The 8,546-nt window shown below is 34.5% G+C and carries 3 protein-coding genes and 1 pseudogene; all 4 read left to right on the top strand.

The features are described 5' to 3' along the window. The first annotated feature begins 157 nt into the window (after nucleotides 1-157). Entirely contained in the window at nucleotides 158-1,465 is a 1,308-nt protein-coding gene (locus ACTG3Y_RS12835) for a hypothetical protein (protein ID WP_439153321.1), read from the top strand. 139 nt (nucleotides 1,466-1,604) lie between these two features. Further along, a complete protein-coding gene (locus ACTG3Y_RS12840; RefSeq protein WP_439153322.1) occupies nucleotides 1,605-3,068 on the top strand; it encodes a gliding motility-associated C-terminal domain-containing protein in 1,464 nt (487 codons plus the stop codon). Nucleotide 3,069: 1 nt separating this feature from the next. Next, nucleotides 3,070-5,577, top strand: coding sequence for a PorP/SprF family type IX secretion system membrane protein (locus ACTG3Y_RS12845; protein ID WP_439153323.1), 2,508 nt, complete (start codon nucleotides 3,070-3,072; stop codon nucleotides 5,575-5,577). 68 nt (nucleotides 5,578-5,645) lie between these two features. Continuing rightward, nucleotides 5,646-8,546 (top strand): annotated as a pseudogene (locus ACTG3Y_RS12850) (T9SS type B sorting domain-containing protein); the annotation flags it as partial.

Below are 8,546 nucleotides of genomic sequence, written 5' to 3' on the forward strand. Positions count from 1 at the left end.
AAGACGTAAAAGTATTAATGATATTGTAAGAAAAATAGCTAAAAACTTATTAATAAGTGTAATTCATCGATATTATTTGTGTTACGTGGTGTTTTTTGTTAGGTTTGGGTTGTAAGTGAATTACGCCCTAAATACTAGATAAACGAATTTAACAACTATGAAAAAAATTACTCAAACCGCGCTTATCCTACTTTTGGTGTTTGGTAATGTATTTGCCCAACAAGAAAAAGGTATTATTGGTTACAATAACTGGTTGAATACTTGGACAGATTTTAAACCAAGTCCGGCAGAATATGGTGAACCAACACAAATATTAAGTGGTAATATTTCAAAAGATACCAAACTCGAAAAAAGAGATATATACTTACTCTTAGGTGATGTATATGTTACCAACGGGGCCACATTAACTATTGAAGCTGGTACAGTGATCAAAGGCGACTATAAATCAAAAGGCGCATTGATTATCAGTAAAGGTTCTAAAATAATTGCAGAAGGTACACAAACAGATCCTATAATTTTTACCTCCAGTCGTCATAGCAGAAAGCAAGGTGATTGGGGAGGCATTTTCGTTTTAGGTGATGCTCCTATCAATACTTTTGGTAATGTAGCTTCATTAAATTATGGTTTGAATCCAAGTTCTACCGATAATATCAGTTATGGTGGTGAGAATATAGCCTATAACGCAGGTGTTTTAAAATATATTAGAATCGAGTTTGCAGGGAAAAGAACAAAAGGGCACGGCTATTTTAGTGCCTTAACGTTAGCTGGTATTGGAAATGAAACTGTAATAGAGAATATAATGGCTAGCTATTGTGAAGGTAACTCATTTAATATACTAGGTGGTGATGTTAATTTGCAAAAGCTAGTGTCTTTTAGAACTAGTAGAAATGACTATAATTTTAATCATGGTGTGAGATGCCATCTCGTTAACTCCTTAGCCGTAAGATCACCATACGTCTCTAGTGCAGAAGGTTCACGAACATTATACATTAGATCTTACGACGAAAAAGATGCTGCAGATACCACAAGAAATAATACGAATGTTACTGCCGAAAATTTAACCTTAGTAAATATAAGTAACGACCTTGAAGCCGATATTCAGGTTGGGCTCGTTAAGGAAGCTATTTATGTAGGTCCGGATGTGTCATTCTCTATAGACAAGAGTGTGATTTCTGGTTTTAATCCTGCAGTAATATTAGATGACAGGATAAAAATAGATAATGATAATCTAAGTAAAATAAAGTTTACCAGAACGTATTTTAATAACTGCAACGGCAACATCTATAGAAAAGGCTATACCAATAATGATGACTTAGAAAGCTGGTATGGTAGTAGAGCATTTAATAATGTTTACTCAAAAGGACCAGACTCTGAAACCTTCATAGATTCTCAAAATGGTAGACGTCCGGATTTTAGACTCAGAATAAACAAGATCATTGCTTCTAATGATTATGATGACGATTAAAATCGTGCCGCTCTAAAACCAAAAAAATCAAAACCTCGATTTAGATCTATACAGCATAGTTTAAATGACTGTGCGATAGAAAAACAAGAAACTTTAATACAAATTAGCTTATAGGATACATAACTACAATTTTAAAACCATGCTTAAAACAACTAATGCAAATCAACTTATAATTGGACTTTTTTTAATTGTTCTTTCTGTTCAGGAACAAGTGAGTGCGCAATTAGTAATAGGTTCACCAAACCTAGGTTTTAGTCAGGCATGTGCAAGTGAATCTTTTAATAATTACAGTACCACATTTGTATTTTCACCAGAGACTGCATTAAACGCGTCCAACCAGTTTAGTATTGAAATGTCTGATGCTGAAGGCGATTTCACAGATGCGACAGTTGTTTATACCTCAAATGCCGGAGAAATTACAGCTTCGCCTGCTACTCTAGAATTTTCTATCCCAGAAACTACTGCAGGTGAAAATTATAGAATTCGAATAAAAAGTAGTGATCCTGCAGCCACAAGTTCTGGTTCTGTAAGTTTTGCAGCATACTACAAAATACAGGATTCACCATTTTCAATTAATAATTTAGTTTCTACTGGCGCTTATTGCACAGGCGGAAGTTATTTGTTAACTATTGATAATCCTGGAACAGGATCAAATGATTCACCACTACTCTATCCAAATTTAACTTTTAACTGGTATAAGGAAACAAGTCAAACAACTTCAGAATTTATCACTGAAGGACCAACGCTTTCCGTCAGTGAAGAAGGCACCTACTTTGTTGAAACCAATTATGGTACCTGTACTTCAAATTCATTTTCTAATAGAGTTACTATAAGTGAAGCCTCATCAGGAGAGGCAGATGCAACAATAGCTTCAAGTTTAGGGAACCCGTATTGTCCCGAACAAGGTTTAACCACTTTAAGTACTATAGGCGGCTTAAGCTATCAGTGGTTTAAGGATGGTATAGCCATAGAAGATGCAACTAATCAAATGTACCAAACTAATGAGTCTGGTACTTTTTCAGTTCAGGTAGATTTAGGAGAATGCTCCGCTTCTGGTTCAATAGATCTTATAAGCGAATTATTTGAAAGTGATATTAATGTTGATGAAATTAACAGTCTTGAAGAAGGTGAAATTTTAACGATTACAGTAACTACAAATGCCATTAGCCCGGAATTTGAGTGGTATTACAATAATTCAATTCTAGTAGGTGAAACACAAGATACGTTTGAGGCCAGTCAATTTGGAGACTATAAAGTTATCATCAATGAAACTTCTGGCTGTACTGTATCTCAAGCATACGAATTTACAATTGAAGAGGCTTTAGATCCATTTCCTGATGTAGCTAAAATACCAAATGTTATTAGTCCAAATGGAGATATGATTAATGATACTTGGGTGTTACCACAGCAATATGTTAGTGGTACAGGTACTGAAGTATTAATTATGACTAACCGCGGAGAAGTCGTTTTAAAAACAGACGAATACCAAAATAACTGGCCACAAGACGATTTAAAACTCTCAAATATTAACCAGGTCTATTACTACATCATTACAACAACAAACAATAAAACTAAAAAGGGTTCAATAACCGTAGTGAAATGATATGAGAGCATTAGTATTATTCATATTAGCTTTTATCTGTTCTATACAGACTATCACATCTCAAGAAGATGATGGTGTGGTTTCATTGACGTTACCTGTGAGAAACTCTTTAACTTTTAATCGTTACGCTTTAAACCCAACCTTTAGTTTTGTTAGAGAACAATCTAAATATATTAGTGTATACAATAAAAGAGAATGGGTACAATTTGAAGATGCACCACTCACCAACTTAGTTAGTTATTCTGGTCGCTTTGGTGAAAATATTGGTGCTGGTTTAGGGCTGTTTCAACAAAATTATGGAGTGTTAACGACGTTTGGTGGAATTTTGAATTTTGCCTATAATGCACAGATGGGTAGAGATACTAACCTGACTTTTGGACTAAATGTTGGTGCCTATAAAAGTGATGTCAATACCTCTAATGTGGTAACTAATTTTGAAGATCCATCGTTACAGAATGTACCTGAAAACTTCTTATTGACTATAAATCCAGGTATTAACTTCGGAACAGAATTTTTTGATTTTGGAGTTTCAGTAAACAATTTAGCACTGTATAATTTTGAATCTTCTGAAATGATTCAAGATAACCCAGAACAAGGGATACAAGCGCATGTTATGTATACGGGTTACATGGACAGTAGAGGTTTTTTTGATGAAAGTAAATTTTCTGGGCTTATTCGTTCAGAATTCAGGAAGGATGAGACCATAATCGCAGCTATAGCTATGGTTACTGTACCAAAAGGAATTTGGGCTCAGTTTGGGTATAATTCCGTTTTTGGTGCTTCTGGTGGATTAGGTATTAATCTCACTACTCAAATAGCAATAGAATACAATTTTGAAACTGCGATGGGAGATTTAAGTGAGTTTGGACCATCACACGAAATTACCTTAGCCTATAGATTCAAAAATAGAAATAATTACAACTATAGTAATGAAGATGAAGTTGTAGGTTTATTATCTAGTGGTAACAAAAAAAGACGCTATGTTAAGTCTAAAAAGCCTAAAACTACCACCAAAAAGACTACTGAGGCAGATGCTGCTAAAGCAAAAGCAGAAGCGTTACGATTAGCTGAAGTACAAAAAGAAAAAGCCGAAAGAGAAGCTAAACTTTTAGCAGAGAAACAAGCAAAAGAAAAAGCAGATGCCGAAGCTAAAGCTATAGCAGAACAAGAAAAGCTATTGGAAGAGCAAAGAATTAAAGAACAAGAAGAACAGAGAGCTAAAGAAATAGCTGAAACAAGAGCAAAATTATTAGCACAACAAAAGGCTAAGGAGGAAGCAGAAGCCAAAGCGAAACAGATAGCTACTCAAAAAGCCGCGGAAGCACAAAGACTTTTAGCAGCGCAAGAAGCTAAAAAACAAGAGGAAGTACAAAGACAAGCTGAAATAAAAGCAGCTGAGGAAGGAAGACTACTAGCACAACAAGAAGCTAAAGAAAATGCCGAAGCAGAAGCAAAACAATTAGAATTACAAAAAGCAAAACAAGAGGCAGAAAGATTGGCGCAGATCAAAGCTGAAGAAGAAGCCCAACGTTTAGCAGAAGAAAAAGCAATACAAGACGCAGAAGCACAAGCTAGATTAGTTGAAGAACAAAAAGCTGCAATAGAAGTAGCCAAGAAAGCACAGGAAGAATTAATAACTAATCCAAAAGATGATATTGGTAGGTCTATGCTTGAAACCGAACAACAAGCAGAAGAATCTAAAAAGACACAAGAGGACTTATTAAATCGATTTGATGCTATCGTTTCCATTAAAGAAAAAGATCTTAAAGATTTAAAGGAAGAAAACGATTTAAGTGATCAAGGTATTGCAGTAGAACCTAGACCATTTAAGAGTGTTACTGAAGAAAATTATAGACTAAAGGCTATTCAATTAGAATTAGAAACGACAATTGATACAAGAAGTCAAAAGTTAAATGAACTGAAATCATTATATCAGGAAAGTGAAAAAACTAATAATGATACCGTAAATAGCCATTATAGAGAAGCTATTGACCGATTAGAAGCAGAACAATTAAAAGCGAAACAAATTAAAATACAATTAGAATCTAAATTAGAGTCTATTAGAGTTGCTACTGAATTTGAAAAACGAAGACGTATTAAACGAGCTGCTTTTGACAATCAAGAAGATAGATATGCTCAAGACAGAGCGATGTTACAAAATATTAAGCGAACAACTCAAACTAGTGATTCTCCTCCAAAAGAAGAAGATTTTGATTTTGGTGAAGATCTTGGAGATAATATTAAGATTCTTAAGAATATAAACAATGCAGAAAATGGCTATTACCTCATTATTGCGGTGCATAATGATATAAACAAGAGAAATGAATTTGTAAAGAAAGTTGTAGAATCAGGTCGCAAAGACGTTGACTTTTTCTATGATGTAAATACAAGTAAGTATTATATATACTATAACAAATTTGATTTTATAGAACAAGCCAATGAAGCTATTAAAACAAAAGGAAATAGACCGTATAATGGGAAAATGTCTATAGTAAAAATTGAAAATTAAAATTAGTTAAGCGCAACTCATTATCTATTTCGCCCTCAATAGAAAATGAAGAAATAAAAATAAGTATCATGAAAAAACCTACTTTTTCTGGCATAGCAATTGTGATCACAATGTTGTTCTTTGGGGTGAACATATTTGCACAAAATTATGAACCATTTACTCCGAGATTCAATCAAGATTTAAAAGGCGATATTGTTCTAATTGGAAATAATATACTTGGACCAAACAACAATGCATTTAATGACAATTCGGTATACAATCATAATGTTAACATGCAGTATATTGATATTGATGGAGATGCCTCTACATTTAGTTCATCTAGTGCAGATTTAGAGATACCAAATCCTAATTGTTATAGAATTATTTATGCAGGATTATATTGGGGCGCGGTTAATCCAGGTGATGAGCCAATTACTGATGTGAAATTTAAAGGTCCTATTGGTCCTTACAATGATATTCAAGGATCTATAATTTATGATGCAAATGGAACTACAGTTGATGGTGGAGATAGTTTTTCTTATGCTTGTTTTGCTGATGTTACAGACATCGTTACAAGTTTTGGTCCTGGAGTTGATCTTGGAACCTATACTGTTGCTAACGTATCATCAGATGTAGGTGAGACAGCAACATTTGACCCTTATAATGGTACAGGGCAATCTGCTGGTTGGTCTTTATTCGTAGTTTATGAGGACCCAACGCTTCCTGGTAAATCAATTACCAGTTTTGATGGTTTTAGTGCTATTAGTGTTCCTGGAAATAACGAAACTTTAGATATACCAGTTGATGGTTTTAGAACTATCCCTGCTCCTGCTCCAGTAAGAGCAAATTTCGCTTTTGCTACGCTTGAAGGTGATAGTCCAATACTTGGAGATAGACTGCGAATAAATGGAGTTAGCTTATCTACAGCAGACAGACCAGAAACAAATTTCTTTAATTCTTCAGTGACACAACTAGATGCTACTCCTGTAAATAACAGGGTACCAAATAGTACGAACACTTTAGGATTTGATACTGGTGTAATGGCAATACCTAATCCTGGTAATTCAGTCATTGCTAATGATGCTACATCTGGTGTTATTCGACTAGAAACTAGTGGTGATACCTATTTCCCATACTTTTTTGCATTTGCAGTAGAAATTATTGAACCTAACATTGTACTCACAAAAATTGTTGAAGACGATGCTGGTAATGATATTGGTGGTGAAACTGTAACACTCGGTTCACAGTTAAATTATGTCATTGGCTTTCAGAATACAGGAAATGATAACGCTACAAATTTTCAAATCAGAGATATTCTTCCAATTAACATAATCTACAATCATCCAACCGATTTAGTTCTGCCACCAGGAGTTACTGTCGCCAGTTATGATCCAGCGACAAGAGAACTTATTTTTAATATTGATAATTTACTTGTTGAAGAAAATGATCCGGTTTATGAGATTCGTATTGAAGTTCAGGTTGTAGATAACTGTAACCAATTAGCAGACGCTTGTTCTAATATTATAAATAATCAGGCATATGCCACTTATAATGGCTTTTTTAATCCTACATTTCAAATTACGGATGATCCAAGTTTAAACAGCAATACAGGATGTCTACTAACTCCGCAAGCCACTAACTTCCTAACGGATTTGGATTGTGAGTTTATTACAGATATTGTGCTTTGTGGTGATAGTGTAGAGCTAACAGCTGCAGATGGATATGATTCTTACACGTGGTCTACGAATCCCTCAGGAACACCTGTCATAGGAAATACTCAAACAATAACGGTATCTTCAACAGGTACATATTATTCATTTAATAATGCAATTGCGCCTTGTCAGTCCATAGAGCAGGTATTTGAAGTTGAGTTATTTGGTGGAGATATACAAAACCCAGTGATTCCTTATGCGGATGAGGTTGTTACTTGTCCAAATGACGGTAAGTTATTACCACTCATTTTCTTGTGTGGAGTGAATGATACACGATTAATTGAAACAAATATATCAGATTCTACATCTATTATATGGGAACAATTAGATGAGTCTAGTTGTGCAGCAGTTATTGATGAAGATTGTGCTAATGAGGATCCGTCTTGTGTTTGGAATGAAGTTGCAAACGGTCCAAATTTTTTAGCTAACAGTTCAGGGCAGTTTAGATTAACCATTAATTATCCAGGTGGATGTTTCAACCAATTTTACTTTAATGTCTATCAGAACCTATTAAATCCGACTGTAGATGCAACAGATATCATTTGTACGACAAACGGAAGTGTTACAGTAAATGATGTGCCTAATGGCTACGAATATAGTCTAGATAATGTCAATTTTCAGGCGAGTAATATATTTTCAGTAAGTACACCTGGTACTTATACGATTTATGTAAGACAAGTTGGTGTACCAACAAATCCATGTGTTTTTACAATTCCAGATGTATTAATAAGAGATAGGGATTTTTCTGTTACAAATACAGTGATACAACCGTTATGTTTTGGTGATAAAGGAAATATTCAATTAGCAGCTAATGATGTTGATCCGCAATATTCGTATTATTTATATGAAGGTGCGACTCTAGTTAATAGTGTTGGTCCTATTATAGAAAACACGTATGCCTTTGACAATTTAGATCCTGGTAATTATACAGTGACCGTCGAAACAGAGAATGAATGTACCTATACAGAAAACGTTTCAATTGTAGAACCACCTTTATTAACGGTATCAGCTGCAATCACAGTACCTCTAACTTGTTCTGATGGTGAAATTACAGTATATCCTGAAGGAGGAACACCGCCTTACTTCTATTTTATAAATAGTACAACTGATTTTCAATCCGTACCGGAAATTGTGGTTACGTCTTCTGGAGTTTATGATATTACTGTAGTAGATTCTAATAACTGTAGTGCAAGTACAACAATTTCAATTGATACAATTCCACAACCGGAATTTAATGTGACTACTACCGATATTTTATGCGGCGGAACTGGAGATACA

The sequence above is a fragment of the Winogradskyella sp. genome (assembly GCF_965656915.1).
Taxonomy (GTDB): Bacteria; Bacteroidota; Bacteroidia; order Flavobacteriales; family Flavobacteriaceae; genus Winogradskyella.

What these genes read in the sequence shown, in the direction of transcription:
- ACTG3Y_RS12835 (WP_439153321.1), top strand. Translation starts at nt 158, where the DNA reads ATGAAAAAAATTACTCAAACCGCGCTTATCCTACTTTTGGTGTTTGGT.
- ACTG3Y_RS12845 (WP_439153323.1), top strand. Translation starts at nt 3,070, where the DNA reads ATGAGAGCATTAGTATTATTCATATTAGCTTTTATCTGTTCTATACAG.
- ACTG3Y_RS12840 (WP_439153322.1), top strand. Translation starts at nt 1,605, where the DNA reads ATGCTTAAAACAACTAATGCAAATCAACTTATAATTGGACTTTTTTTA.